Annotated in this window: 24 protein-coding genes and 2 tRNA genes; 12 read left to right on the forward strand and 14 right to left on the reverse strand. The window is 47.4% G+C overall.

What is annotated here, in order from left to right; genetic code table 11:
- Window positions 1-204: 204 nt before the first annotated feature.
- Window positions 205-286 (reverse strand) — tRNA-Leu (locus ABGT65_RS07525).
- Window positions 287-384: 98 nt separating this feature from the next.
- Between ABGT65_RS07525 and ABGT65_RS07530 the strand changes: the two genes are divergently transcribed.
- The 3 genes from ABGT65_RS07530 to ABGT65_RS07540 are packed head-to-tail and all read left to right on the forward strand — an operon-like array spanning window position 385 to window position 3,781.
- On the forward strand, window positions 385-1,938 hold the full coding sequence (locus ABGT65_RS07530) for an FAD-dependent protein (RefSeq protein ID WP_346701017.1): 1,554 nt from the start codon (window positions 385-387) through the stop codon (window positions 1,936-1,938).
- 13 nt (window positions 1,939-1,951) lie between these two features.
- Window positions 1,952-2,698: a DUF5672 family protein gene (locus ABGT65_RS07535; protein WP_346701019.1), complete on the forward strand. Its 747-nt coding sequence runs from the start codon at window positions 1,952-1,954 to the stop codon at window positions 2,696-2,698.
- A 12-nt stretch (window positions 2,699-2,710) separates the two neighbouring features.
- Window positions 2,711-3,781: a CDP-glycerol glycerophosphotransferase family protein gene (locus ABGT65_RS07540; protein ID WP_346701021.1), complete on the forward strand. Its 1,071-nt coding sequence runs from the start codon at window positions 2,711-2,713 to the stop codon at window positions 3,779-3,781.
- 120 nt (window positions 3,782-3,901) lie between these two features.
- Here the strand turns inward: ABGT65_RS07540 and ABGT65_RS07545 are convergent, their stop codons facing one another.
- The 3 genes from ABGT65_RS07545 to ABGT65_RS07555 form a co-directional block, all read right to left on the reverse strand.
- Window positions 3,902-4,900 (reverse strand): glycosyltransferase, encoded by a 999-nt coding sequence (locus tag ABGT65_RS07545; protein ID WP_346701023.1) that lies wholly within the window; start codon window positions 4,898-4,900, stop codon window positions 3,902-3,904.
- An 18-nt stretch (window positions 4,901-4,918) separates the two neighbouring features.
- Window positions 4,919-5,773, reverse strand: a complete 855-nt coding sequence (locus ABGT65_RS07550) for a glycosyltransferase family 2 protein (RefSeq protein ID WP_346701025.1) — start codon at window positions 5,771-5,773, stop codon at window positions 4,919-4,921.
- A 929-nt stretch (window positions 5,774-6,702) separates the two neighbouring features.
- On the reverse strand, window positions 6,703-7,431 hold the full coding sequence (locus ABGT65_RS07555; protein WP_346701027.1) for an RsiV family protein: 729 nt from the start codon (window positions 7,429-7,431) through the stop codon (window positions 6,703-6,705).
- 141 nt (window positions 7,432-7,572) lie between these two features.
- Between ABGT65_RS07555 and ABGT65_RS07560 the strand changes: the two genes are divergently transcribed.
- A tRNA-Glu gene (locus ABGT65_RS07560) sits at window positions 7,573-7,644 on the forward strand.
- Window positions 7,645-7,745: 101 nt separating this feature from the next.
- Here ABGT65_RS07560 and ABGT65_RS07565 read toward each other — a convergent pair.
- Window positions 7,746-8,414 (reverse strand): hypothetical protein, encoded by a 669-nt coding sequence (locus ABGT65_RS07565; RefSeq protein WP_346701028.1) that lies wholly within the window; start codon window positions 8,412-8,414, stop codon window positions 7,746-7,748.
- Window positions 8,401-10,005, reverse strand: coding sequence for a hypothetical protein (locus ABGT65_RS07570; RefSeq protein ID WP_346701030.1), 1,605 nt, complete (start codon window positions 10,003-10,005; stop codon window positions 8,401-8,403). The genes ABGT65_RS07565 and ABGT65_RS07570 overlap by 14 nt, the downstream gene beginning before the upstream one ends.
- Window positions 10,006-10,182: 177 nt before the next feature.
- Between ABGT65_RS07570 and ABGT65_RS07575 the strand changes: the two genes are divergently transcribed.
- Entirely contained in the window at window positions 10,183-10,356 is a 174-nt protein-coding gene (locus ABGT65_RS07575) for a hypothetical protein (RefSeq protein ID WP_346701032.1), read from the forward strand.
- Window positions 10,357-10,592: 236 nt separating this feature from the next.
- Here the strand turns inward: ABGT65_RS07575 and ABGT65_RS07580 are convergent, their stop codons facing one another.
- The 4 genes from ABGT65_RS07580 to ABGT65_RS07595 all read right to left on the reverse strand — a co-directional run bounded on the left by ABGT65_RS07580 (window position 10,593) and on the right by ABGT65_RS07595 (window position 12,534).
- Window positions 10,593-10,796 (reverse strand): hypothetical protein, encoded by a 204-nt coding sequence (locus ABGT65_RS07580; RefSeq protein WP_346701034.1) that lies wholly within the window; start codon window positions 10,794-10,796, stop codon window positions 10,593-10,595.
- A 462-nt stretch (window positions 10,797-11,258) separates the two neighbouring features.
- Window positions 11,259-11,885, reverse strand: coding sequence for a recombinase family protein (locus ABGT65_RS07585; protein WP_346701036.1), 627 nt, complete (start codon window positions 11,883-11,885; stop codon window positions 11,259-11,261).
- Between the two features lies 1 nt (window position 11,886).
- Window positions 11,887-12,204, reverse strand: a complete 318-nt coding sequence (locus ABGT65_RS07590) for a hypothetical protein (RefSeq protein ID WP_346701038.1) — start codon at window positions 12,202-12,204, stop codon at window positions 11,887-11,889.
- 3 nt (window positions 12,205-12,207) lie between these two features.
- Window positions 12,208-12,534 (reverse strand): SH3 beta-barrel fold-containing protein, encoded by a 327-nt coding sequence (locus ABGT65_RS07595; protein WP_346701040.1) that lies wholly within the window; start codon window positions 12,532-12,534, stop codon window positions 12,208-12,210.
- A 392-nt stretch (window positions 12,535-12,926) separates the two neighbouring features.
- Between ABGT65_RS07595 and ABGT65_RS07600 the strand changes: the two genes are divergently transcribed.
- The gene (locus tag ABGT65_RS07600) at window positions 12,927-13,247 is read left to right on the forward strand and encodes a helix-turn-helix domain-containing protein (protein ID WP_295906506.1); all 321 of its coding nucleotides are present in this window, start codon (window positions 12,927-12,929) and stop codon (window positions 13,245-13,247) included.
- Between the two features lie 12 nt (window positions 13,248-13,259).
- Complete coding sequence (locus ABGT65_RS07605; protein ID WP_346701042.1) at window positions 13,260-13,796, forward strand: type IIL restriction-modification enzyme MmeI; 537 nt, start codon at window positions 13,260-13,262, stop codon at window positions 13,794-13,796.
- 30 nt (window positions 13,797-13,826) lie between these two features.
- Here the strand turns inward: ABGT65_RS07605 and ABGT65_RS07610 are convergent, their stop codons facing one another.
- The gene (locus tag ABGT65_RS07610; RefSeq protein WP_346699178.1) at window positions 13,827-14,966 is read right to left on the reverse strand and encodes an IS481 family transposase; all 1,140 of its coding nucleotides are present in this window, start codon (window positions 14,964-14,966) and stop codon (window positions 13,827-13,829) included.
- Between the two features lie 61 nt (window positions 14,967-15,027).
- Here ABGT65_RS07610 and ABGT65_RS07615 point away from each other — a divergent pair, with 61 nt between their 5' ends.
- From ABGT65_RS07615 to ABGT65_RS07635, 5 genes are read left to right on the forward strand one after another with little or no spacing between them, the layout of a single operon-like run.
- A complete protein-coding gene (locus ABGT65_RS07615; protein WP_346701044.1) occupies window positions 15,028-17,205 on the forward strand; it encodes a DNA methyltransferase in 2,178 nt (725 codons plus the stop codon).
- A gap of 2 nt (window positions 17,206-17,207) precedes the next feature.
- Window positions 17,208-18,044 carry an AbiJ-NTD4 domain-containing protein gene (locus ABGT65_RS07620; RefSeq protein WP_346701046.1) on the forward strand — a complete coding sequence of 279 codons (837 nt, stop codon included), beginning with the start codon at window positions 17,208-17,210 and terminating at the stop codon, window positions 18,042-18,044.
- Between the two features lies 1 nt (window position 18,045).
- On the forward strand, window positions 18,046-18,885 hold the full coding sequence (locus ABGT65_RS07625) for a DUF2971 domain-containing protein (RefSeq protein WP_346701048.1): 840 nt from the start codon (window positions 18,046-18,048) through the stop codon (window positions 18,883-18,885).
- Window positions 18,886-18,889: 4 nt separating this feature from the next.
- On the forward strand, window positions 18,890-20,851 hold the full coding sequence (locus ABGT65_RS07630; RefSeq protein WP_346701050.1) for a DEAD/DEAH box helicase: 1,962 nt from the start codon (window positions 18,890-18,892) through the stop codon (window positions 20,849-20,851).
- Entirely contained in the window at window positions 20,848-21,993 is a 1,146-nt protein-coding gene (locus ABGT65_RS07635; RefSeq protein WP_346701052.1) for a GIY-YIG nuclease family protein, read from the forward strand. The genes ABGT65_RS07630 and ABGT65_RS07635 overlap by 4 nt, the downstream gene beginning before the upstream one ends.
- Before the next feature lie 93 nt (window positions 21,994-22,086).
- Here the strand turns inward: ABGT65_RS07635 and ABGT65_RS07640 are convergent, their stop codons facing one another.
- The 3 genes from ABGT65_RS07640 to ABGT65_RS07650 form a co-directional block, all read right to left on the reverse strand.
- On the reverse strand, window positions 22,087-23,373 hold the full coding sequence (locus ABGT65_RS07640) for a site-specific integrase (RefSeq protein WP_346701054.1): 1,287 nt from the start codon (window positions 23,371-23,373) through the stop codon (window positions 22,087-22,089).
- 399 nt (window positions 23,374-23,772) lie between these two features.
- Window positions 23,773-24,069, reverse strand: coding sequence for a ribosome hibernation-promoting factor, HPF/YfiA family (gene raiA, locus ABGT65_RS07645; RefSeq protein ID WP_346701056.1), 297 nt, complete (start codon window positions 24,067-24,069; stop codon window positions 23,773-23,775).
- 22 nt (window positions 24,070-24,091) lie between these two features.
- On the reverse strand, window positions 24,092-24,994 hold the full coding sequence (locus ABGT65_RS07650) for a tyrosine-type recombinase/integrase (RefSeq protein ID WP_346701058.1): 903 nt from the start codon (window positions 24,992-24,994) through the stop codon (window positions 24,092-24,094).
- Between the last annotated feature and the right edge of the window lie 55 nt (window positions 24,995-25,049).

Consider the following 25,049-nt stretch of genomic DNA (forward strand, 5'->3'; position numbering starts at 1 on the left):
AAAAAAGGTGGCAGTTTGCTCGCTTGGCTCCCGATTTGACCCCTTTGCCACCAAATTGCCACCCGAAGGTTTTCGGCGAAATACTTTTCGGGAGCGGAGGTCGGGATGCTAGCTGAATTGTTTAATATGTTGATATACAACTGTTTTGCTTTGTTTTGCATCCGGGCTTCCACAAAAAAAGGAGCCTCGAAAAAGGCTCCTTTGTGCGGATAAAGGGACTCGAACCCCCACGCCGTAAGGCATCAGATCCTAAGTCTGACGTGGCTACCAATTACACCATATCCGCATCCGTTTCGACAAAGGTAGATAAAAATTCACAATTCACAATCCCGAAATCCGATTTATCCAGCTTTTTTGGTTACTTTTGTAGGTAATTTTTGTAGAATGCCCCAACTCCTCACGCTCGTCCTTTCGCCCCGACAGGCTGCCGATGCCAGGTATTATACTTCGCTGGCTGCCCGCCGCATGGGAATCCGCGAAGATGAGATTGCGCTCGTGCGGGTCGTGAAACGATCCATCGATGCCCGACAGCGACAGGTCAAGGTCAACCTCTCGCTCGAAATCTATGTCGACCGCGAGCCACAGCCCGCTCCCGTACATTTCGACTATCCGTCGGTCGCCGGACGCACCGAGGTGGTGATCGTCGGATCGGGACCCGCCGGGTTGTTCGCCGCGCTGCGACTGATTGAACTGGGCCTGAAGCCCGTCATCCTGGAGCGCGGCCGCGACGTCTCGGCCCGCAAACGCGACATTGCGCAGATCAACCGCAACGGAGCCGTCGATCCCGATTCGAACTATGCCTTCGGCGAGGGTGGGGCCGGGACCTTCTCCGACGGGAAACTCTTCACCCGCAGCAAAAAACGGGGCGATTACAACAAGGCGCTGCAGACCCTGGTCTTCCACGGTGCCACGCCCGAAATCCTCTTCGAAGCTCACCCCCATATCGGGACCGACAAACTGCCGCGTATCATGCAGAACATCCGGCAGACGATTCTCGATGCCGGGGGCGTTTTTCGTTTCGAGAGCCGCGTGACGGATCTGAAAATCCGCAGCGGAAAGATCGTCGGCGTACAGTGCGGCGACGAGTGGATCGAAGGGGCGGCCGTCGTGCTCGCTACGGGCCACTCCGCCCGCGACATCTACGAACTGCTCCACCGCCGCGGGGTGCGCCTCGAAGCCAAGCCCTTTGCCATGGGCGTGCGCATCGAGCACCCGCAGGCCCTGATCGACTCGATCCAGTACCATTGCGAAACGCGCGGCGAATACCTTCCGGCGGCCTCCTATTCGCTGGTGAGCCAGGAGGCGGGACGCGGCGTCTATTCCTTCTGCATGTGTCCGGGGGGCTTCATCGTCCCGGCCATGACCGATGCCGCGCAGTCCGTCGTCAACGGCATGTCGCCCAGCGGCCGTACGTCGCCCTATGCCAATTCCGGGTTGGTTACCGAGATCCGGCTGTCGGATTTCGAGCACCTGCGCGGCGAATGGGGCGAACTGGCCGGCCTGAAGTTCCAGCAGCAGTTCGAAGAGGCGGCCCGGCGTGAGGGCGGCGACCACCAGATCGCCCCGGCACAGCGCGTGGCCGACTTCGTGGCCGGACGCGCCAGCGGGTCGCTGTCCGCCACCTCCTACATCCCCGGAATCATCCCCTCGCGGCTCGATTGCTGGATGCCCGACTTCATCGCCCGGAGCCTGCGGCAAGGGCTGACGACCTTCGGACGGCGGATGAAGGGCTATGTGACCAACGATGCGGTGGTGGTCGGGGTCGAGTCGCGGACCTCGACGCCCGTGCGGATCCCGCGCGACCCCGCTACGCTGATGCATCCCGGGGTCGAAGGCCTTTTCCCGGCGGGGGAGGGGGCCGGTTATGCCGGCGGGATCATCTCGGCGGCGCTCGACGGCGAACGGATCGCCGCGGCGGTAAAAAATTATGTCGGGTAATGAACCAAAAAACATGAAACGAGTCAAAGTCGTCATACCGGTCTATTCCGAGCGCCTGTCGGAGAACGAATGGCTCTCGCTGGAGCACAATACGGAGGTTCTCAAACGGCATCCGATCGTGCTGTTGTTGCCGCGAAGCCTCTCGATCGAGGCGGTGGCCCGGCGCTTCCCGACGGTCTGCAACCACGAGATCATCCGCGTGTCGGACGGTTATCTCGGCAAGGCCGGGATTCTGGGCTACAACCGCATGATGCTTTCCGCGGAGTTCTACGACCTGTTCGTCGATTGCGAATACATCCTGATCTGCCAGACCGATGCCTGGGTTTTCCGCGACGAGCTGGAGCTCTGGTGCAGCCGCGGATACGACTATATCGGCGGGACGTGGTGGCGGGCCGGCATCTGGTCATGGCCCTTCATCCGCCACTTCTTCCCCCGCAACCGGCGGTTGTACGGCAAGGTCGGCAACGGGGGACTTTCGCTGCGGCGTGTGGAGTCCTTCCGCCGCGGCTGCGCAGAGTGTGCGAAGCGCATCGACTATTACCTGAACCAGTCCCGGCATATCTATTACGAGGATGTCTTCTGGGCCATCGAGCCCCATGATTTCCGCTATCCTTCGATGCGGGAGGCCATCGACTTCTCGTTCGACAACCACCCCGACCGCTGTTGGGCCGTCACCGGGGGCGAATTGCCGTTCGGCTGCCACGGCTGGCTAAAACCGGCCCGTATCGAGTTCTGGAAACATTTCATCCCTGCCCGTTAAAATCTTTTCGCCATGGAAGCCAAGAACTACCTGTTGTTCGCCACGTTGTCCTATGCCTATTCAATTCTGCGGCCGCTGCAGGCCGAGATCCGGCGCCGCGGAGGCACGGCTGCCTGGTTTCTCGAACCGACCTGCCCCGATTCGCTGCAGGACGACGAACTGCGTCTGAAAACGGTCCGGGAGGTGATTGATTTCAATCCCGTGGCGGTCTTTACCCCGGGCAACTATATCCCGGACTTCTTTCCGGGGGTGAAGGTGGCGCTGTTCCACGGCTATGCCATTCAGAAGCGGATCGAGGCCGTAGACGACCACTTCACGATCCGCGGATGGTTCGACATCTACTGCACGCAGGGACCGAGCAGCACCCCCTTCTTCAAGGAACTGGAGAAAAAGTTCGGTTTCTTCCGGGTCTATGACACCGGGTGGCCCAAGGCCGACACCTATTTTGCCCCCGAAATGATGCGGCACCCGCAGAACCGGCGCCCGGTAATTCTCTATCCGCCGACCTTTACGAAGAATGTCTGCTCGGCCCCGTACCTGATGGCGGAGATCGGGCGCCTGGCGGAGTCGAAACCCTGGGACTGGATCATCACCTTCCATCCGAAGCTGACCGATCCCGAGATCGTGTCGGGGTACAAGCGGATTGCTGCCGAACATGAGAATGTCACCTTCTTCGAAGGCCCGGACAAGATGGGGCTGTTGCAGCAGGCCGACGTGATGCTGTGCGACAGTTCGTCGATCATTCTGGAGTTCATGTTCCTGGACAAACCGGTCGTGACGTTCCGCAATTCGCATCCCGGGCCGCACCTGATCGACGTTCAGCAGCCCGAGGAGGTGGGGCCGGCCATCGAGCGGGCCCTGACGCGCCCCGAGGAGCTGATGGAGGAGATTCGCGCCTATACGATGTATCACGAGCCGCACCGGGACTGCCGTTGTTCGGCCCGGGTGCTGGATGCCGTGGATGATTTTCTGGCCAGGGGTCGCGTGGGGTTGAAGCGCAAGCCGCTGAATCTGGTGCGCAAATGGAAACTCCGGCGGCAGATGCATTACTGGCCTTTCTGGGAGCGGCTGCGGGGCCGGTAGCGGTTGTCGGGTCGGCTTTTGTGAAAGCGGCTGCGGGGCAGTAGCCGAATGGAGGAAGGCCGCTTCGGCCCATCTCTTTTGGTCCCGCATCCTCATTCACCCTTCCCCGGGATCGGCGGGCTATTGGTGAAATCCCTTGATCATCAGTTTGACCCAGAGCGTCGACTTGATCGAACAGATCAAACGTCCGAGCAGGAGGATTTTCCGGTCGTAGAAACTCCGGCAGAATGCCGGGCGGTAGTATTTCTTCAGTACTTCCCAATTGCACAGGATGCTGTAGGCGAGGATGTTGGCCGTTTCGGAGTTCCATCTCTCGCAGCGCCTCATTTCGCGCCTCAACCGGGAGAAAAGGGTCCGGTTGGCCAGGTAGAGAATCTCGTTGCTGTATCCGAGGCGTTCGAACAGCCGGATGATCTTCAGCCGCGTGCGGATCAGGGTCTGCGGTTCGATGCGGCGGTGGAGCAGGCTCCCCGGCACGAACCGGTAGTGGTAGGTCGGGTGGCTGAACGTGACGATGTGGGTGATGTGGGCACAATACTGGATCGTGAAGATCTCGTCCTCGGCGTAGTGGAGCGATTCGTCGAAGCGCAGCTCGAGGCGTTCGATCGTCGCCCGGGAGAACATCTTGTTCCAGGTCCAGCCGAAACCGCGGTGGCGCAGCAGGTCCGCAATGACAGGCATGCAGTCGTTGTGCCCGGACATGACCCGGCAGTCGCTCATGGTATAGATACGGGTGCGGGGCGTTTCGCGGCGTCCGGGGCGCTCCTCGAAGAGATTCGTGAAGGCGATGCCGTCCTCGCCGATTCCGCTCTCGGCGAACTGCTGCAGGTGCTCGGGAACGACCCAGTCGTCGGAGTCCACGAACACCACGAATTCGCCCCGGGCCTCGTCGAGCCCCAGGTTCCGTGCTGCACTGACTCCGCGGTTGGGGCAGTCGAAGACCCGGATGCGCCGGTCCTGTGCCGCGTAGCGGTCGCAGACCGCCTTGCTGTTGTCCGTGCTGCCGTCGTTGATGAGCAGCAGTTCGAAGTCCGGCATGGTCTGAGCCAGAATGCTCTCGATGCAGGTCGGCAGGTACTTTTCCGCGTTGAAGACCGGGATGATGACCGAAATAAGCATGGTGTTGCGGGCGTTGTGTCAGTGTTTGGATGGCAGCGTGTCGGGAGCCGTCTCCGCGAGATGGCTGTCGAGCCCTTTTTCGCATCGGGTGCGATGCGCGCGGAGGCTCTCCAGATAGCGTTGCTCATTGATCTTGCAGTTGTCGCGTGCGGCTTTGCCGTGGTAGAGGTGGAAGGCGATTCCCTGGAATTTGATCCTCCGCTGCCGGACCCCGCTGTTACGCAGCCGGAGCCCGAGTTCGGTATCCTCGAATCCCCACCCTTCGAATCCTTCGTCGAAGCCGTTGATCCGGATCAGGTCATCGCGCCAGATGCCCATGTTGCAGCTTCGGGGGTTGTGCTCGGGGGCCAGCGCACGGTACAGGCGTGCGGCAAAGGGGTTGCGCATGGCATTGCCCCGGCAGGAGATCCCCTTGCTCCAGGCCGACAGTGCACGGCCGGGGTGGTTGCCGTCGAGGAGCTCCTGGGTCCGGGCGGCTGAGATCATGCCGCGGGAGCCCGAAACATAGTACCCTCTTTTGGCAAAGCCGAGGTGGTCGCGGATGAAATTCCGTTGCAGGATCATGTCTCCGTCGACGAGGATGACGTAGTCGCTTTGGCTGGCGGCAATGGCCCTGTTGCGAATGGCGGCAGCCCGGAATCCGCGGTCTTCGTGCCAGATGTGGCGCAGCGGAACGGGGGAGATGGCGGCGAAACGCTCCACCACGTTGCGGGTACTCATGCCCGATCCGTCGTCGGCGATCAGAATCTCCGACGGCATCGTGCTCTGCCGCATGACGCTTTCGAGACAGAGTTCGAGCGCGCGGGGCCAGTTGTAGGTGGCGATAATCAACGAAACGGTCATGGCATGGCTGTCTGTGGTATTGTGTAACAAATGTAGCAATTTATCCTTTACGGCATTACGTTACTCGTGTCTAATTATATAAATGGCCGTTTTTTTCGATTACTGCATTCCGTTGGCCTGAGAATTAGCACAGGGAATGGATTTGTTTGTATTCTTCTGTATTCCAGCTTGTTGCGAGTAGCCTGCCTGTGATGATATTAAAAAATATGAAAAAAATTCGAAAATTTTTTAATAAAAGCTTGCGCGGATGCTTTTTTCGCTTTATCTTTGCAGTGAAGTTTTAAGGTTCATTTAGGTTAGTAGTTTTAGGTTGGTGAGGAAACTGTGGAAGACGGACCAGGTCCGGATTCCGAGTTTCCTTTTTTTTGTTTTCCGGCAGCCGGGTTCTTGACGGCCTTAGCTCCGGAATCTGGGATCTCCCTGTCTGGTTACCTGGTGAATCGCCCTCTCCCGAAAACCTCGAATTTTGTCCCTTTTCTCTTAAATGATTGTCATTCAGCGATTATCATGAAATTTTCGGGATAGAATTGGTTTGCCAATGTTACCAAATTGTTAAATATATTTAATATATTCGTAAAATATTTGCATAATTCAAAAATCGCCCTTATCTTTGCAGTGAAGTTTTAAGGTTCATTTAGGTTAGTAGTTTTAGGTTGGTTGAGGAAATCGGCAGGTTGTGCCGGAAATCCGGTACTAAGACCCGAGGGCGGTGCTCGCCCGCGGCGTCGAATACCTCCGATTGACCCTCATTTTTGGAGGGGGTGGTTCCCCGCCAAAAAAAAGGTTCCCCGTCGTGAGACTCGGACCCTTTTTTTGTTTTATACCCTTTCCGTTTTATCGCTCTCCCCGGATTTTTCGGGCCGCGGCGGTTTCCCGCCTCCCTGAATACCCATCCCGGATGCTCTGGTTATGTGCTGCACCTTCGGTCGGGATGGGCATCTTCCGTGTGAATCGCGGGGTCAGCGGATCCCCAACTCGCTTTTGGGGATCGGAACCTCGACGGCCCCGAGTGCGTAGCACCCGATGTCGTAGGGGTTGTAGTAGAAGGTGATCCCTTCGGGAGTGATGCGGAAATTCTCCGTCGGGGCAATGTACTCCGGGAAGAATCCCGCCCGAGTGAGTTCTTCATCGGTCGAAGCGCCGTATTGTTCGGCAATGTGCTTGCGGATCAGCCCGTCGAGGCGTTGGAGCTCCTCCGCGGTGAAGAGGTCGGCCAGCGAAAGTTCGAATCCGTCGGTGAGTGAATAGGTGTGGCATTGGGTTCCGTACATGCCGTGCGCACCGCCGGTGTAGCCGGCCCGGGTGATGATGTAGCAGAGCAGTGAATCCTGCACCGAGGCTTCCGATTCTACCGAGATCTCGTATTGGCCGCCCTTCGGGGCGTTCCCCTCCGGGAGATAATTGTTGAGAATATCGTTCAGGAAGGCTGCGGCGCCCTCTCCGGCTGTTCCGGAGAACTCCTCCAGTTGGAAAAAGTAGCCGATGTTGGCCTGTTCGATCAGCTCCAGGGCCGGGGATTTCGCGGTGTTCTCGATCGAGAGGAACCGATAGTCGACTTGACAGCTGTTGCCGTTCCGGCATAGAAGGGTGTCGAGCGTCATCGTTGTGAACCGGGGCGGCACGGGGTGTTTGGAACAGGCACAGGTGCAGAATGCGGCTGCGAGGATCAGGACGGGTCGGATTTTCATGGCGGAATGCGGTTTTGTCCGAGGGTAAAGATAGGAAAAAAGCGGGACCCGGCAAGAAAACCGAAAAAAAATCGCAGATTTAGGGGGAAAATTTTGGAGATTCAAAAGAAGGCGCTATCTTTGCACCACAAAACGAAACGAGGTGGATTCATCTAAGGGTTAGGATACATGCCTCTCACGCATGACATAGGGGTTCGAATCCCCTATCCACTACGAAACCTGCTGTAAATCAGCAGGTTTTTTGTTTTGCCCCCATTTTTGCCCCCATTTTTACGCATTTCCATGAAAGTATAGAGATTATATCTATGACTACTCTATGTTTTTGTAATTTGTTTATTATTAGATAATTGCATTAACTCTCTTGCCTTGGGGATATTTACGGCAATCTTCCTTCCGTCCCGCTGGATAGCTGCAGCATACTTCGGATTCTTCAGAAAGTTATGGGTTTTGTTCCGCCCCCAATGAAAAGTCTCTGAAATCTCCTTATAGCCAAATGCCCATTCTGAATCTTGTTTGCTCTCTTCTTCTTGAATCAGGGGTATGGGAGGGGTTTCCACTTCATCTGTGCTGTTTGGGCTCTTATCCGATGGGATGAAGTGTTTGAGGAATCTGTTCGTGTAGTCTTTCTGAAGGGATACACAACCACGAACTAACAGGATGAAGTCCCGTTCTTGGCGTAGTTCTGCATTCCTGTTGGCTTGCAGTTCAGCATTGATGGCTGCAAGGGTTTCCTTGGATGGCACATCAAATAGCTCTTGTTCTTGTTTGATTTCCTGCAGACGCTGGCGGCAGGTTGTCTTCTGACTATCACTTAACAGGCTCAGTGCGTCTTCTGCATGGTCAAATAATGTTGAAAGGTACTTTGAATATCCTTCCAGACCTTGAGTCTCTGAAAAGCCGTTATAGGTGGATGGGGCTTCATCTAACAGATGAGCATACTCACATCGTTTTAACTCTCTGAGTAAATTATTAATTCTTTCCATATTCTTCATTTGTATTATAGTATTCAACATTCAATGTGGGAACAAGCCCATGTTTGGCATATTCCTGCATCATAATCGCCTGTACTTGCTCGACTGGCATTTGGCCGTTCATTACGACCACGGCATCATGAATGCCTAAAGCTGCCATGCCTCGTTTTCTGAAAAGTACATTGAGAGCAGGTGTAAAGATGCTGCTTTCGAGCTGCATCATTTTGTGGGGAATCTGAATCTTATCTTTCGTACTTCCGTCGGAATAGGTTATATATTCCCCATACGCGTCACATTCCATGTGAAATTTCCGTTTGTAATATCGGATGATCTTCATGACAGTTGGATACTTGCCTTGAAATGATTTTGCCCACACATTGCCTTCTTGCACATTCTTGGAGTAGGAATAAAACACTTTGGCAAACATCAGCTGTTTGACTTGGCTTCGGTCATAATCGGGGAATGCCATCATTATATCATCCCACAGCAAACCATGGGAGGTCCGATACATATACTCCCAAACATCCTTCTTGATTCCTCTGACCTTTGCAACTGTATCTGTTTCTATATTACTGTTAATCAGTAAATTGCAAAGAATATTCATAAAATAATGGAAATTATTATAAGGAATATTATTAAATAAAAAAGAAGAAATTAAATAATATATTTTAATAAAACTATTAGAAGAATTAAAAGAAGAATATATACTTAACTTATTGATTGATAAATAATAATCTAATATAAAATAGTTAAACAACAAAGGATGTGAGTTCCTGCAATCTATGGAGTATCTGATGTTGGTAAACCTCTTCAGTAACTTTGGTAACTGTGTGCCTATGTGATAATACCTTCCATTGGAATCGCTACTCTCAATCTCCTTGTATGTCTTACTTGTTATTTTATCTATTATATATTGATAATGCAACTTGCTGTACGTTGACGGGAAAGGAAATGTTGACATAAACATCTCTAATCCTTGTTTATCCTCAATCTTCAGCTTGCGGACATTCGCATTGTAGCGTTCGATGAATTTCGTACCATCCTCGCACAAGTATGTTTGTGCAACACTTTTGGCAGTCTCTATATTTTCTTGATGACGTTCTGCAAGGAGGTGTTGCAATCTGTCTAAATCTTCTTCAACTTTCTTGTTGATGAATTTCTGGGGATGGAATGTTTCTGGAGAAATGAGCCTGTACAAAGACCCACTTCTTTCCAAAATCATTTTGAACTGCAACGTGTTGAGCATATAGTTATAGTAGCGATATTGCTTTTGCAATATCACTGTGGATAGAGCAAACCATCCCTGTTCATTACTCAAACCGCGTATGTACAATTGGTGGAGAAGAGTCATGAAGTGGATTTTCGTAATCTCTCTGTTTGGTTTGGGGAGATTATGGACAATTGGTATGAGCTCTCCTATGGGATTGGGTTTGTATGTAAGAGCCATCTCTTGCAGAGGAATGGGTTTGCCTGCAATTTCTGCGTCAAGGTATTCAGAGGGCTGGCGCCATTCATTTAACGGATTACTCACATAGTCTATATAGGCATCCACAAGCTGTGAAATTGTTTTGTAGGGTGGATTATATATTATTAACTCTTTCATAATCTTATAATTTGTAAACAGCATTGCTATAAGCGCCCTTAATACAAAACCCCGTGGGAGGGGTTAGTATAGATACGTCCTGTTGCCTGAATATTTCTCAGCTATATTTTCTTTGATACCGAACTTTTCAACTAACCAAACTATTTATATATAAATAACTAAACAAAGTAGAAAAGTATGAGAACAACACGTAATCAATCCGAGTTCACCAAAAAACGCATCAGTGATGCAATGAAGCTCAAACATCAACAACGTACAGAAGCAGAGAAAAAACAAACCGCTGAGAAACAGTCGCAGTCTATGAAAAACTATTGGAAAACGATTCCAACTGTATCTGAAACTGAGAAATAAGCTTGGGAGTAAAAACCTCTACCATCAGAAGATGATAGAGGTTTTCGCTTCATAGACACGTATCCAGTGGGATATCAATGTATAAACTCCTTTTCAAATATTGAATTAATACACTGTTAATCAATATATTAAAATGTATCTATTCAGAAATAGACCACTGGTAACAATAGGCATCAGAACTGTTTGGCGAATATAGAGATGCGTATTTTTATACAGTCTCCAAAATCGCCAGTGCTTTACTGAGCGCAGATATAGAAGTGTTCATTATCCCATCCTGCATTAATGCTGCTATAGCCTCTGTATCCGAGTAATGCTGCAATCATTTCAATTTCTGCCTTGTTAGGCATGAAGCTGAAAGACGTTGAAAATACTCCGTATGCGGACTCATACACTTCGTTATTATTTAAAAATTCTGAAAATTCTTGAATGTTGTCAAACATAATTTAAAAAAACGCACTCCTGTTGTTAACCTAGCGACGACGGAGTACCTTAATCGTCGGTCGGTGAAGTTATGGCCTGATATCCATAGATATAGGCATAGTAATCCCCTGTAGGAATGTAATGTGCCATTCCTAATAGCTTCATCAGAAGCCTTCGCATATCTGTAAAGGGTTGCTCTCTTTAGAGAGTGTAATGGATTTGAGTAGCTATCTCAAATCCCAGTGAAAACAAGTTAGCAACTCTTGTTTTCTGAAAAAAGACTTGTACTTTGTCTTTTTCGTTGCCTTGGCTTTTGTCAAGTCAGCGCTTTATTAACTTGACAATGCAAAGATATGTTTTAGAAAGGTTTTTTCCAAATAAAATTAGGAAAAAGCGTGCTTTTTTTGAAAAAAAATAAAAATACAATTAATGTTGGTCTATTTGTTTGCATTTGTGGTCAATAAGTTGGTTTTGAAAGGCTATTATAAATATTTGTAAAGCTTCCGGATGGTCATAATTGAAGTTCCAGTAATGGCGCTAATCTGTCTCAACGAAAGCCCCTTTCTTAATAAGGAAATTTCTTTTGAATACTGTGCCTTCATCTGCTCATCTGTTTTCTTATAGGTTGATGGGCGACCCATCTTAATGCCCTCTTTACGACATTTGGCAATATGCTGCTCTCTACCACTAGCCATACGTTCCCGAATAGTCAGGCGTTCCATTTGAGCAATTTCAAGCAGGATGGTACAAATCAAAGAAGCAATGGGGTTGATTTTCCCTTTGATAAGCGTTTCAAGGTTGTAGTTTTTTACATAGAGGCATATTCCAAGTTCATTGAGGAGTTGGATGACCTTCAAGGCTTCAAGTGTATTTCTGCCCAATCTTGAAATTTCCAAGACACATACTCGATCAATAGAGTGCGTTTTGACATACTCCACCATCTCCATGATTTCGGGACGCTCCTCATTTTTCTTGGCGCCACTGACCTTGTTGGCAAAGACCCTTTCAATATTCCATCTCTGCTGCTGGCAATATACCGTCAACTCATTCACCTGTCTATTGTAGTCTTGGCTATTTGTAGAAACACGACAAAATAGTACAACCTTCATGTTATTGAATGTTATAAAGTTTCTTTACCTGCTTTACATAATCTGAGGTCCGTTCTACGGCATGGTCAATTACATTAACCAATTGGTCAAAGTATACATCCTCAATAACACTGATGATGGTCATGTCATTCCCGCGCAGCTCTATATCAAACAGGTCCTTCCCTTCATTGTACTTAACGAACACCCATCCCCGATGCTTGAATCCGTTCACCATGAATGCCAATCCCTTGTCATCAGGAAGTGCCGTGGGGCGATGAAAGCCCCACGAAAACACTACCATCAATTGTGTACGGAGTATTGAAAGAATGTAGTCAGCCATAATTTAGAAGACCTTGACAATAGACTCCCATCTCAAAGAGCGCCAAGCCCCTTTCTCAATATCAAAGTAGGCGGTTGTGCTGTACAACTCGCGGCTGCAACCTTTGCCATTGATATACTTTTCAACCAGACTCTTTGAGGTCGTTCCCCATGCCTCACGCACCTCACCATTCTTTTTGATATAGATGAAGTGAGCAACTCCGCTGCGCAGCTTCTCTTTCAAAGACTCAATCATCATAGCCTTCGCACCTGCTATCAAAAGATTCTGCGTGCGGTCTGCTATCACATTCATCCGTACAGCCGTCGTGTCAGTAATAATCAAAGCATTCATGTTTTTGTAAGATTTTTTATTACACAATCAATAATTTCTGCGATACTTCGTCGGATCCCACTTCCATCCCATCAAGTTGTACAGGCACTCCACTGCGTGAAAATGCGAGCAGCATCCCATGACCTTCTTGCCGTCAATGTCCCAAATTCCCCAACCGCTGCCTGAACGACTGATGTGATATTTTCTTGCCTGTACCATAATTGACTTTTGATGTATTGTTTAACCCTTTTCTTGTATTGCAAAGATACAACATAAATCAATTGTATACAAATATTTCGCCCTGAAAATTGACATATACAGCAATTATTTTATCAAAAAGGCATATTTAATACACATTCTGCGGCTTTTTTATTAACTTTGTATTTGATGTATATGTCAACCAATTGAAAAAGATGGAAACCAAGGTTACAATTACAGATGAATTGCGAGTGAAAGAACTGCTCAAGGAGCGTGGCATGATGATGAAAGACTTTGCAGAACAAATCGGCATCAGCCGTGAGACTCTGACCAGAGCCCTGCAGGGAAATCCACAATATTCCACACTCAAAACTATTGCTGACGGGCTTGGACTATCTGTCCGTGATCTGTTCAAACCCCAACAAGAGCAACTCCTTCAAGGTGTGATAACATATAATGGAGAGGCCTATGTGATCCGTAATCGCGAGGAGTTTGATGCGCTGGTTGACATCATTCATCATGGAGTGGATAAGTAAATAAGAGGCAATATGGCAAAGAAAGCATCTTTTTCCTATATACAGGCTGAACAGTCCCTCAAACAACTTGCAGGGCAACAGCTCCGTGATACGCTTGGCTATGAGTTGCTACGCACTTTCTGCAGTTATGGAGATGCAAGCATTCAACGGCTCATTGACGGTAAAGGCAATGAAGCAAAGGATGGCTGTACACTCCTTGTCAAGAAAAAAATGGCTTACCGCCCTGTTGAATCGGGTGATCTGACGGATACACTCCATGCTTTGACAACAGACAAGGATATTGCTAAAAAGGAACCGCGCCTGTACGTTGTCTGTGATGGTACAAATGTGCTGGCCTACGACCCCAAAGAGGATGATATATACAGCAATACCATTGATCTGCTGTGGAAAGATTTTGACTTTTTCAAGCCCTTGGCAGGGATTGAGAAGGTACAATATGCAGAAGAAGCAGAAGCGGATGTCAAATCTGCAGAGATGATGGCGCGTATCTATGATGATATACGTCGTTACAATGATGTACATGATGAACAGCAGATTCATTACCTGTAATAGTCAAGACTTGTTCTGACATTTTCTATACTATCGGGCAAAAAAAGTGTCCGATGCCATCTGCGAAGATACGCAACTATTCTCACTCTCACAACCTGGTGAGCCAATAACCTGCTCATCAGGTTGTATTTTCCCTGCATCCTGCAATTGATATCTCCTTGCCACCTCCATTCCTTCGAGGAAAGTCTGCATGGGTGTTTTCCCGAAACAGTATTTCCCGGAGTGCGTCCTTTGCGTGTTATAGGAGTTCATCCAAGTGTCAAGGTCTGCCTGCAGTTGTTCTATCGAGGTGTATATCTTCTTCCTGAAAGCGATGGCGTAGAATTCGTTCTGGACAGTCCTGTTGAAGCGTTCACAGATGCCGTTTGTCTGCGGGCTCTTGGCCTTGATCTTGGAATGGTCTATGTCCTCGATGGCCAGATACAGTTCGTATTCATGTGTTTCCCTGTTTCCGCAGTATTCGGTTCCCCTGTCCGTGAGCATCCTCATCAGTTTCAGGTCATGCTGCTCGAAGAACGGAACCACCCTGTCATTGAGCATGTCCGCCGCCACGAGCGCGTTCTTCCTGTCGTAAAGTTTGGCGAATCCGATTTTGGAATAGGTGTCGATGACCGTCTGCTGGTAAATGTGCCCCACGCCTTTGATATACCCTACATAATAGGTGTCCTGCGCCACAAGGAAGCCTGGATAATAAGTCTCTATTTCCCCGTGTGCCTGTTTCTCCGCCTTGGCTTTTTCCAGCGCGGCCACCTGGTTCTCGTCAAGCACGATGCCTTCCTGCTCCACCTTGGTCGAAAGTGCCTTCAGGCGTTTCTGGAAGGTCTCCATGTCATGCCTGAGCCAGATGGAGCGCACTCCTCCGGGAGATACGAGTATGCCTTTCTTGCGCAGCTCGTTGGATACGCGTACTTGTCCCAAAGCCGGGTTGGCTATGGCCATCTGCACTACAGCCTGCTCTATGCGCTCCTCCACGCGGTTCTTTATCACCGGCTTTTTACGGGAAATCTCCTGCAGGGCCAGTTCTCCGCCCTGCTCGTACAGTTCCTTGAAACGATAAAAACTGTCACGGCTGTATCCCATAATCTTGCAGGCTCGTGACACGTTTCCCAACTGTTGGGACAGCTCAAGCAGTCCCAGTTTGTTCTTGATGACTTTTTCTGATGTGGTCATAACTTAATCTGCTTTTATGTTACAAATCTACTCTTTTTATGCGTAACTGTCAGATTAAGTCTTGACTAATTCACATTACCTCAATCTCTTCATGTCCCGTCTGCTGTTCTGTTATTTTGCTGAGGATACAGGTCTGTTTCCTGAAGCAAACATGTTCTCCAACGCTCTGAAAACATGCACCAAGAGTGATGGCGGTGACCTTGCGCCTTTCATTGAGCAATTGTTCCTTGCCATGTCAACCAATGATGAGGCGACCCGCAGCAACATGTCTGAAGCTGTCCGCCGGTTCCCATATGTCAATGGCGGACTGTTCAAGGAGCAGACGCCTATTCCTGTGTTGAGTTTCAGAACCCGTCTGCTGATGATTAAGTGTGGAGAATATGACTGGAAACAAATCAATCCAGACATCTTTGGATCCATGATTCAAGCTGTCATTGCTCCTGATATGCGTGCAGGCTTGGGCATTCATTATACCTCTGTCACCAACATCAAGAAGGTCATTCAGCCACTCTTTCTGGATGCTCTTGTTGATGAATACACCAGCAGCAAGGATAATCCCAAACGGCTGAATCAACTGCTTGTAAGACTGTCAAAAATCAAGTTCTTTGACCCTGCGTGCGGATCAGGAAATTTCCTGATTATTGCTTATAAATCCATCCGTGAGTTGGAAATACGCATCTGGGACCGATTGCGAGAGCTGGCATCTGGTCAGGGTATCATGCCCTTCTCCAATATCAAGCTGACGCAGTTCTATGGAATAGAGATAGACGAATATGCCTGTGACACGGCACGACTGTCACTTTGGCTGGCAGAGCATCAGATGAACAACCGCTTTTATGAGGAGTTCGGTTCACGACCAAACCCGCTCCCTCTGCACCAGAGTGGCAATATTGTTTGTGGTAATGCCTGCCGTATGGACTGGGAGCAGGTGTGCCCACACTTCGCTGATGAAGAGGTCTATGTGATGGGCAATCCGCCGTACCTGGGGAGCAGCTTGCAGAGTGATGAACAAAAGGCAGATATGGAACATGTCTTTTACCCTCACAAAGGATGGAAGAATCTGGACTATATCGCGTGCTGGTTTTATAAAGCCGCTCAATATATAAAAGGAGAGAACGCTTGCTATGCTTTTGTCTCCACCAACTCCATTTGTCAAGGTGAGCAAGTTGAACTTTTGTGGAAGCACATTCTTAACGACGAGCTTGAAATCAAGTTTGCCTACACCTCATTCAAATGGAAGAATAACGCCAAAAGTAACGCGGGTGTCACTTGTGCGATTATTGGTGTTGCCAATAAGAAAATGATTAAGAGTAAAACAATTTACTCTGAAAATACAGCCAAAACTGTCTCAAATATCAATGCCTATCTTTTAGAGGGGGAAAACATATATGTATCTAAAAGATATTCACCAATGGCAATATTCCCGTCAATGAATTATGGCAGCAAACCTGTTGATGATGGGAATCTAATATTATCCCCTCAAGAAAAAGAAGACTTCTGCACAAAATATCCTCAATACGCAAATCTTATAAAGCCTCTAAAAGGAGCTAAAGAATTTATAAACGATTTAGATAGATTCTGTTTTTGGATAGATGACAATCAATTATCTTTTGCTTTAAACAATCCTGAAATAGCAGAACGGATTGAACGAACTCGTACCTTTCGGTTAAAAAGTCCTGATGCAGGAGCCCGGGAATTAGCCAAACGTCCATATCAATTCCGGGAGTATTTCAATATAGAGAGTAATGCTATTATTATTCCTGCGCACTCTTCAGAAAATCGGGATTACATACCTATTGGCTATTTTGAAAAAAACGAACAGGTTGTTATTCCTAATTCCGCCTTTGCCGTCTATGATGCGGAATTGTGGCTGTTTGGGGTGCTGACCTCCAAGATGCACAATATCTGGGTGCGGGCTGTGGGAGGAGCATTAGAAACACGGATACGTTATTCTGCAACCTTGTGTTACAATACTTTCCCATTTCCCAAGATTTCAGCAGAACAGAAAGAGGAGCTGACAGCTCTTGCAAGGGAAGTATTGGGGGTAAGAGCAGAGCATATAGAGATGACGTTGGGAGAGATGTACAATCCTGAAACAATGCCTGTGGACCTGCGTCTGGCGCATCAGGCGTTGGATGCAGCCATTGAGCGTTGTTACCGCCCTGAGCCCTTCCTTTCAGATGAGGAGCGATTGGAATACCTCTTCAAACTCTATGAACGAATGACAAAAAAGAAGTAAAGATGTCCAAACAATGGTTTGCCGAACGTAACGGCTACAAGAAAGTAGATGACGTGCTTGTCAGAGAACGACTTACAGAGCCGTTCATGAATGGCATAGTCAATATGTATATACAACTTTTTGAACAAATTAGGAAATTTAATGGCTCTGATAATTTATTTCTTGAGTTGGATAAATATATTCATGCTGAGTTATTAAAAAGGGATTTGTTCTCATACGAAGACCTGACTGCAATATTTAATTTACTAAGAGATAGACAATTAGCATGGTATGAGTTGTTTAGTCTTTTAGAGTGCTCTTGGCATTTCTTTTTTTCTAACAGAGATTATGTATATGCAGGATACATTGATAAGGAGGCGAACCGAATCTTTGAAAGAGAAAATTATGCATATCGGATGAATCATGATACAGGTGATATCATTGAGGTTACATCTGAAATGGAGATTGATTCTATCAATGAAGCGTTGCGTAATCCTGTTGACAGTGTAAGAACCCATATTGAAACAGCCATTAAACATCTGTCTGCATCTCAAAAGGCTCCAGATTACAGAAATTCTGTCAAAGAATCTATCAGTGCCGTAGAGGCTTGTTGCAGAAATATTACAGGAGAGACAACCCTTGATAAAGCAATTGCGAGATTGGAGGCTAAAGGCGTTGTTATTAACTCTGAAATGAAGAAAGGTTTTGCTAAATTGTATTATTATACCAACGATGAAGCAACGGGAATACGCCATGCCTTGATGGATAATGGTAATGTTCCGACAAGCGATGAGGCTATCTATATGTTGGTTGTTTGTAGCGCTTTTGTCAACTACCTAACCAAGAAGAATATTCAATAATATGGCGGAACTGTATCACTATACAACAACAGCAAGTCTTCTTGGAATGTTAAAGGATTGTTCCGCAGAGGATCCTTATCTGACTATATGGGCAACACATTGTAATTATTTGAATGACAGAGCGGAGTTTTTACTGGGAGAAGAACTTTGTTGTAAAGCTATATGTGAGTATGAGGAAGAACAGTGTATTCCTGAAAATGAACGGGTAAGAAGTATTGTAGAGGACTCTACAATAAAAGAATATAATAAAAAATCTTATGAAGTAGGATCTGCATTGCCCTCTCGCATCCATGAGGGTTATCCTTATTTATTCTCTCTTTCTCGGGCAAAAGATTCACTCCCCATGTGGGGATTATATGCCAAAGACGGTAATGGAATAGCTATTGTATTTGATGAGGAAGCACTCCAACAGGAATTTAGAGGGCAGGATTGTATTTATTGTCAAAAAGACAATACCTTACCCATAAAAGCAACAATAGCAAAGTTGTATGTTGATAATATTCAGTTAAGCAAAGAGGCTAATCGTCTTACTACTATATTAATATTAAAATTAATATATAAGAAGGTTAGCTCTTATATCAAACACAAATCATTTGAGTTTGAGCAGGAGTTTAGGGTTGTTGCTACTGAATCTTCCCATATATTATTTAGAGAAAAAGCAGGTCTAATTGTTCCGTATGTTGAGCAAAAAATACCTGTAAAGTATATCAAGGGTATTATTGTAGGTCCTACGGCTGACTTTGACAGGATGAAAGAGGCTCTCTCTATCTTCTTAATAAATAAGAATATTAATGTCCGTAAAATAAATATTATTCAATCGGAAGTACCTTATAGGGGATAAAATTATGGAAAACCTTGTCAATATATCCTACAACCAAACAGGGGCTTCAACGGATGTTGATGCCATGGGTATGCGTGAAATGCAGCGCATGGTCTATGAACAGCGCACCCGCAAGTACCTTCTTGTCAAGGCGCCGCCCGCATCTGGAAAAAGCCGTGCATTGATGTTTGTTGCTCTGGACAAGTTAGCCAATCAAGGGATCAAAAAGGTGATTGTTGCAGTGCCTGAAAAGACGATTGGCCGCTCGTTCAAAAGTACGGAACTCAAGCGCTTTGGATTCTTTGCAGACTGGCAGGTGGCAGACTACTTCAACCTGTGCAGCGGTAGTGATGACAGTCGCAAATCCGCCCGCTTCAAGGAGTTTCTTAGAAACAGTCCCAACAAGGTTCTTGTGTGCACCCATGCCACGCTGCGCAATGCCTTGAAAGAGGTGGAGAATGAGGAGCTGAACGACTGTTTCTTTGGGATTGATGAATTCCATCATGGTTCAGCAGATGCCTACAATGATTTGGGAGAACTGATCCGCCGGTTGATAACCTCTACATCTGCTCACATTATGGCTATGACGGGTTCCTACTTCCGTGGAGATCAGATTCCTATTCTCCGCCCAGAAGACGAGCAGCTATTCATGCCTTCTGTGAACTATGATTATTACAGACAGCTCAATGGCTACAAATACCTCAAAAGTCTGGGATTAGGTTATCAATTCTATCAAGGAAAATTCATTACGGCAATTCCTGAGGCTCTGGACACAACCAAGAAGACCTTGATTCACATCCCGCCTGTACAAGGCAGGGAATCCTATGCAAAGAAATATGACATTGTAGCTGACATTATTGCAGAGATTGGCGAGGTAGTGGATGAGGATGCAGAACACTTTATCAAACTGGTTCGCACGCCTGACGGCAGAATCCTCAAGGTGGGAGATCTGGTTGAGGATAATGTGGCACAACGCGCTGCACTGCAAAGCTATCTGCAACGGATGGATAGACGGGATGCTTTGGACATTCTGATTGCTTTGGGCACAGCAAAAGAGGGATTTGATTGGCAATGGTGTGAGGTGTGTCTAACTATTGGAATGCGTGCCTCCATGACTGAGGTCGTGCAGATTATTGGTCGTTGTACAAGAGATTGTGAGGGAAAAACACATGCTCAGTTTATTAATCTTGTGCCTTGCCCTGATGCAGCACAGGAAGAGGTCAGCGTGGCTGTAAACAATATGTTGAAGGCAATAGCAGTCTCATTGCTCATGGAGCAGGTGATGGCTCCCAAGTGGGATTTCCGTACCAGACGAGATGATGACGAGCTGATCGCAGACAAAAAGAACAGAGTGCTTCATGTAGAAGGTTTGGCTGAGCCTACGGAACGTGCCAAATCCATTATTGAGAATGATATTACAGAGTTGAAAGCAACGGTTCTGTCAAGTGATATTTTGAAGCAGGCAATGGCAAATGATGCAATTGCAGAAGTTATCACACAAAGTTTGATTCCAAAGGTTATTCAAGAAAAATACCCAACTCTGACGGAGGAGGAGGTAGAATGTGTACGTCAGCGGTTAGTTCTCTCTATGGCAACACAGGGAGCAGAGATAACGGTTGATGAACACGGGCGTGAGTTCATTAACATTGCCAATAAATTCTGTGAGAAAGGTGTTGAACTGGATAAGTTGTCAATCAACTTAATTGATAGTATTAATCCATTCCAACGTGCTTATGAGATCATGGCAAGATCTCTTACACCTGAGGTTTTACGAGCCATTCAATTCAGTATTGAAGAACAGCGCTCTGATATGACCATTGAGGAGGCTGTACTTCTGCTGAAGAATTATTTGCCCAAATACAAAGAGGAGCATAATGGAGCAATACCTTTACTAAGCGATACTGAACCATTGGCCAAAAGAATTGCCTTGGCTATTGATTTTGTAGCCAAAAAGAAACGTGAATACTTACGAACTGGCAAGCTATGAATTGGGATGAAGAATTATTGAAACTCTTTGATACGGAAGAGTTTGCCGGAATAAAGGCCCCTACACGCAAGAAAACTTCCAGCAACCGGCTTGTTAACTCGTTTCTGGAGATCATATCCTTTGTTGAGGCAAACAACAGGGAACCTCAAACAGATGGATCCATCAATGAGATGTCATTGGCAAGAACATTGGGATCAATCCGTAAGGATGAGCAGAAACGGGCTAAATGCCTGCCTTATGATTCTCTTGGCTTGCTTCAGGAAAAGGAAAAGACTATTGATGAGCAGTTGATAGAACTGTTCAATGATCCGTTATATAGCTCATCGTCTGAAGTTCAAGATATGTTTGAAATTCCAGACTACATGAAGAAAGCAACCATAGGGCGTCCTGATTATATTGCACAACGTGTTGTTTGTGAGGATTTTGAAAATAAGTATGCAGGTGAATTCAAGGACGTTCATGCAAAGCTGAATGATGGACGCTATAAGTTGGTTAAGTTTAAGGATGAGCATCTCAAGACTGGAGCTTATTTTCTCGTGGACGGGATGCTTGTCCTTTTGGCTAAAATGGAAGGAGTCGCAAGAAAGAAAGACTACAAATTGGATGGCAGGACGCTATGCATTTATGAAAATGGTTTGCAATCAGATGTTCTACTTCAAAGTTTGGCAAAAGCAATCTACTCCGGTGGCTATTCTGTGAAGGATATGACGCTGACAGATGATGATCTTTTGAAAAAGGAATTCACTATTACCAAAAACGATATACCAAGTGGCCATATCTATGTTTTGCGATCCAAATCAACCAACCCAGAGATAGCATCAATCAAAGATCTGTATAAGATTGGATTCACGACTCAAACTGTTGAAGAACGTATTGCCAATGCTAAGAATGATGCAACCTATCTGTTTGCTGATGTGGAAATAGTGGCTTCATGGCAGGTGTTTAATATCAAAGCGGTGGCTTTTGAAAATTTGATTCACAAACTATTCAGCCATGTGCAATTGAAACTGTCTGCAGGAGATTCAAATCCAAAGGAGTGGTTCATAGTCCCTCTCTCGATTATTGAACAAGCTGTGAATTATATTATCAATGGTCAACCTATTGCTTATGATGCGCAGTTGAAAAAGATTGTGTTATTATAAAATAAAAAGATAACGTAGTACAAAAATATCTGCCATCAGAAATGGTGGCAGATATTATTTTAGCACAGTTGAGGATTTAGCACAATCTTAATTTTACTCTTGTTCTTCCAATGTCTCCAATTCTCGGGTAGCAAGCGTATCGAACTTAGCCATCTCCTTTGCTTTTGCCTCGTCTGTGATGCGGATGTAGGGTTTCATATCTTCGTATGAATCGTGCCCTGTCCATGCCATAACAGTTGTTGGTGGAATACCAATGGAAAGGGCAAGGCAGATAAATGTTTTGCGACCCGTATGGCTTGTGATGTATTCATATTTTGGCTTGGTCTCTTCCTTGCGTGATGCTCCTTCAAAGGAGATTTTGGTTACAGGAGTATCAATCTCACATAGCCTGCCTATTTCCTTCAAACATCTGTTCAGAACAGCATTGTGAACTCGTGGTAAGACAAACTCTTTGGCAAAAGGATTCTTCTTGTATTTCTTGATAATCTCTTTGCTGTATTTGTTGAGGTCGATTTTCACAGCATCGCTATCTTTCTGTGTGGTTATCTCAAGGTAGGTGTCGCGAACATCGACTTTCCTTAGTTTCATGACATCTGAGAATCTAAGAGATGTAAATGCGGATAAGCAAAACCAGTCTCTATATAAATCAAGGTGTTTTAACTGTTTGGGAAACTTATAATTGTAAACCTTGAGCAACTCATCTCTTTCAAGGTAAATGATGGTTCTTTTTGGTAACTTCAATTTTATTTTGAAGCCTGCGCAGTCTTGATGAATAGGGTAGTTGTTGTCTCTGCACCATTTGAAGAACGCTCCAATATCCTGCCAACGTTTTGTGAATGTGGTGTTCTGTTTCCAATATTTCTGAAAGAACGCGACCATGGCAGTGAGTTTGGTGTTGGTTAGGTCTTCTATTTTCAGAGAAGAATCGAATGCTGTCAGTTTTGCCCGAATCGCATTATATTTCTTTTTAGTGTTGGCGCTCCATGTGTTAAGGGTTGCTCGATTTTTGGTAAACTCATCAAAGTATGCCAATAGCGTTTTATCCTCATGCTTGACGGTGCCCAACGCTATCTTATATTCATTTTTGAGTTGTCCTTCAGAAGGATATTTGTTATCCAAATCATACTTCCTGAATATGGCATTGACCGTGGAAATCTTATTTGCAATGCTGTCGTTTATTTCACGGAAGGTGTATCCTTGTCCGTTGACGGTGTTGCGCTTTGCTTCATATAGTTTGTCATCCCACTTTGATGCAGCTATGGTTAATCCCGTCTCAAGGTCAACCCTGCATTTGTTGAATGTAACGCGGATGATGATGGACTGTTCTCCTGCCTTGTTGATACGGTGGTGCAACCGTGTTTTGATTCTGTAGGTTAGCATGTGGATTACTCTTTGCCCCCAAATTTACCCCCATTTTTTGACAAATCAAAACAAACTACAAAAAACTATTAAGGATGGTCTTGTTTGTTAATTGTCTGTTAATCACAGTAATGCATGTATAAGAAAAACTAATAGAAATTAAAGAAAACTTCAATCTGGAATCCCCTATCCACTACAGGGAAACGATCGGTGACGGTCGTTTTTTTGTGAGCGATCGGAAACGGTCGCTTTTTTGGTGTGTACCTGTGCGAGACGGGGGTGTGGGGGCGTGTGAGGAGGGAGGGGCCGACAAGGACCCGGCTGGAAAATGCGGCGGCCGCCCTCGAAAAATGCGGCGGCCGCCTTTCCAAAGGCGGCCGTCGCGGCATTGGTTAGTTTAGGTTAAAGGTTGGTGGGGATTTATTTCTCAAGTTTCGACTTGAACTTGTCGATTTGTCGTTTCAGGGCATCGATGGCCTCGTCGACGGACTCTTCGAATGCCTTCGACTGATGGCAGGCCACCAGGTCTTCGCCCGGCATGTGCAGCGTAATGGTTGCTATCTTATTTCCTTTTTCGTGGTCCTTATCGAGTTTGAGAATGACGTCGGCGCCTGTCGAGCGCTCCGCAAAGCGGTCCAACTTCGCCATTTTGGCATTCACGAATTCGATCAGCCGTTTGTCGGCGTCGAATTTCACGGATTGAATCTGTACGTTCATAGCCTTACAGTTTATAAAATGATCATTTGCCTCCCTTTCCGCGGGGATGGGCCTTCGCGTAAGCCTCCCGGAGCCGAGCGATGCTGTTGTGGGTGTACACCTGCGTGGCCTGCAGCGATGCGTGTCCCAGGAGTTCCTGGATTTCGCGCATGTCGGCGCCTCCGTTCAACAGGTGTGTGGCAAACGTATGGCGAAGAACGTGGGGGCTTTTCTTGCCCTGTACGCCTCCGCGATCGAGTTCCTTCTTCACGATGCGGTACACGGTAGTCCGGGAAATGCGTTTTCCTTGGTGTGTTAAAAATAGCGCTTTTTCCCCGGATTTGCAAATATTTTGCCTTTCAATTGTCCCGAGGTAGGATAAAATTTTTTCCCGGATGAATTCCAGAACGGGCACCAGCCGCTCCTTGTCCCCCTTGCCGTGGACGCGCAGCGAGGTGTAGTTGTCGGAGAAGTCGCCGCGGTCGATCCCGACGAGTTCGGCCAGGCGCAGCCCGCAGCCATAGAAGAGCAGGATGATGAGCGAATCCCGCTCCTGCCCGAAGTCGTCGCTTTCGACCTCGCAGTCGCGGACGATCCCGCTCATGCGGTTTTCGGAAATGAAGGCCGGCAGGCGCCGCGAGGTGCGGAGTGAGGCGACGGACTGCACGACATTGCGTTCGACGACGCCCCGGCTGAGGAGCCAGCGGAAGAAGGAGCGCAGCGACGAAATCTCGCGGTTCATCGATGCGGCGCCGATACGGTCCTTCTCCGTGCGGTGGAGGATCCACTCGCGGATATCTTCGGTGGCGACCCGGCGGAGTCCTTCGGGGGAGTCGTCGACTCTGAGCCATGCCAGGAACTGCGCCACGTCGTGACGGTAGTTGCGGAGCGTGAGCGGCGAGTAGCGGCGTTCGGCTTCGAGGTATCGGATGAATTCGTCCAGCATGTAGGCAAGTATATAAAAAGGTGAGCGCAACGGCAGACGAAAACCGGGTTTTCAG

Source organism: uncultured Alistipes sp., assembly GCF_963931675.1.
GTDB lineage: Bacteria > Bacteroidota > Bacteroidia > Bacteroidales > Rikenellaceae > Alistipes.

What these genes read in the sequence shown, in the direction of transcription:
- ABGT65_RS07595 (WP_346701040.1), bottom strand. Translation starts at nt 12,534, where the DNA reads ATGAATGCTTTGATTATTACTGACACGACGGCTGTACGGATGAATGTG.
- ABGT65_RS07545 (WP_346701023.1), bottom strand. Translation starts at nt 4,900, where the DNA reads ATGCTTATTTCGGTCATCATCCCGGTCTTCAACGCGGAAAAGTACCTG.
- ABGT65_RS07605 (WP_346701042.1), top strand. Translation starts at nt 13,260, where the DNA reads ATGGCAAAGAAAGCATCTTTTTCCTATATACAGGCTGAACAGTCCCTC.
- ABGT65_RS07580 (WP_346701034.1), bottom strand. Translation starts at nt 10,796, where the DNA reads ATGTTTGACAACATTCAAGAATTTTCAGAATTTTTAAATAATAACGAA.
- ABGT65_RS07610 (WP_346699178.1), bottom strand. Translation starts at nt 14,966, where the DNA reads ATGACCACATCAGAAAAAGTCATCAAGAACAAACTGGGACTGCTTGAG.
- ABGT65_RS07530 (WP_346701017.1), top strand. Translation starts at nt 385, where the DNA reads ATGCCCCAACTCCTCACGCTCGTCCTTTCGCCCCGACAGGCTGCCGAT.
- ABGT65_RS07585 (WP_346701036.1), bottom strand. Translation starts at nt 11,885, where the DNA reads ATGAAGGTTGTACTATTTTGTCGTGTTTCTACAAATAGCCAAGACTAC.
- ABGT65_RS07570 (WP_346701030.1), bottom strand. Translation starts at nt 10,005, where the DNA reads ATGAAAGAGTTAATAATATATAATCCACCCTACAAAACAATTTCACAG.
- ABGT65_RS07540 (WP_346701021.1), top strand. Translation starts at nt 2,711, where the DNA reads ATGGAAGCCAAGAACTACCTGTTGTTCGCCACGTTGTCCTATGCCTAT.
- raiA (WP_346701056.1), bottom strand. Translation starts at nt 24,069, where the DNA reads ATGAACGTACAGATTCAATCCGTGAAATTCGACGCCGACAAACGGCTG.
- ABGT65_RS07535 (WP_346701019.1), top strand. Translation starts at nt 1,952, where the DNA reads ATGAAACGAGTCAAAGTCGTCATACCGGTCTATTCCGAGCGCCTGTCG.
- ABGT65_RS07575 (WP_346701032.1), top strand. Translation starts at nt 10,183, where the DNA reads ATGAGAACAACACGTAATCAATCCGAGTTCACCAAAAAACGCATCAGT.
- ABGT65_RS07620 (WP_346701046.1), top strand. Translation starts at nt 17,208, where the DNA reads ATGTCCAAACAATGGTTTGCCGAACGTAACGGCTACAAGAAAGTAGAT.
- ABGT65_RS07565 (WP_346701028.1), bottom strand. Translation starts at nt 8,414, where the DNA reads ATGGAAAGAATTAATAATTTACTCAGAGAGTTAAAACGATGTGAGTAT.
- ABGT65_RS07555 (WP_346701027.1), bottom strand. Translation starts at nt 7,431, where the DNA reads ATGAAAATCCGACCCGTCCTGATCCTCGCAGCCGCATTCTGCACCTGT.
- ABGT65_RS07630 (WP_346701050.1), top strand. Translation starts at nt 18,890, where the DNA reads ATGGAAAACCTTGTCAATATATCCTACAACCAAACAGGGGCTTCAACG.
- ABGT65_RS07600 (WP_295906506.1), top strand. Translation starts at nt 12,927, where the DNA reads ATGGAAACCAAGGTTACAATTACAGATGAATTGCGAGTGAAAGAACTG.
- ABGT65_RS07640 (WP_346701054.1), bottom strand. Translation starts at nt 23,373, where the DNA reads ATGCTAACCTACAGAATCAAAACACGGTTGCACCACCGTATCAACAAG.
- ABGT65_RS07625 (WP_346701048.1), top strand. Translation starts at nt 18,046, where the DNA reads ATGGCGGAACTGTATCACTATACAACAACAGCAAGTCTTCTTGGAATG.
- ABGT65_RS07650 (WP_346701058.1), bottom strand. Translation starts at nt 24,994, where the DNA reads ATGCTGGACGAATTCATCCGATACCTCGAAGCCGAACGCCGCTACTCG.
- ABGT65_RS07590 (WP_346701038.1), bottom strand. Translation starts at nt 12,204, where the DNA reads ATGGCTGACTACATTCTTTCAATACTCCGTACACAATTGATGGTAGTG.
- ABGT65_RS07635 (WP_346701052.1), top strand. Translation starts at nt 20,848, where the DNA reads ATGAATTGGGATGAAGAATTATTGAAACTCTTTGATACGGAAGAGTTT.